Source organism: Shewanella sp. S1-49-MNA-CIBAN-0167 (assembly GCF_040310145.1).
Lineage (GTDB): Bacteria > Pseudomonadota > Gammaproteobacteria > Enterobacterales > Shewanellaceae > Shewanella > Shewanella psychromarinicola.
Window position 1 is genome coordinate 1 of sequence record NZ_JBEOPO010000272.1, and the last position, 270, is coordinate 270.

The 270-nt window shown below is 48.1% G+C and carries 1 protein-coding gene; it reads left to right on the forward strand.

Features of this window, described 5'->3' with window-relative positions; all coding sequences use genetic code 11:
- Positions 1-270: FMN-binding protein (locus AAEZ00_RS21290; protein WP_351089899.1), on the forward strand; the 270-nt coding region annotated here is incomplete at both ends.

The following is a 270-nucleotide window of genomic DNA, read 5'->3' on the forward strand; positions in this document are numbered from 1 at the left end:
TCCTGAAACAGCATGAAAATAAGGTATTGGCGGCGTCGGTATTTACCGAAATGAAAGATGCAATGATTGCCAATAACAGTACCGAGGTCGATGGCATCAGCGGCGCGACGATCACCAGTGGTGCATTTAAAGAGGCTGTTGAGAGCTCTCTTACCGCAGCTGGCGTTACCTTAGTTGCCGGTATGGTCAAGAGTAATGATAAGCCGGCAGAACTAGTTGCCAGTGAACAGAATTTCGATGTCGTTATCATAGGTTCAGGCGGTGCTGGTT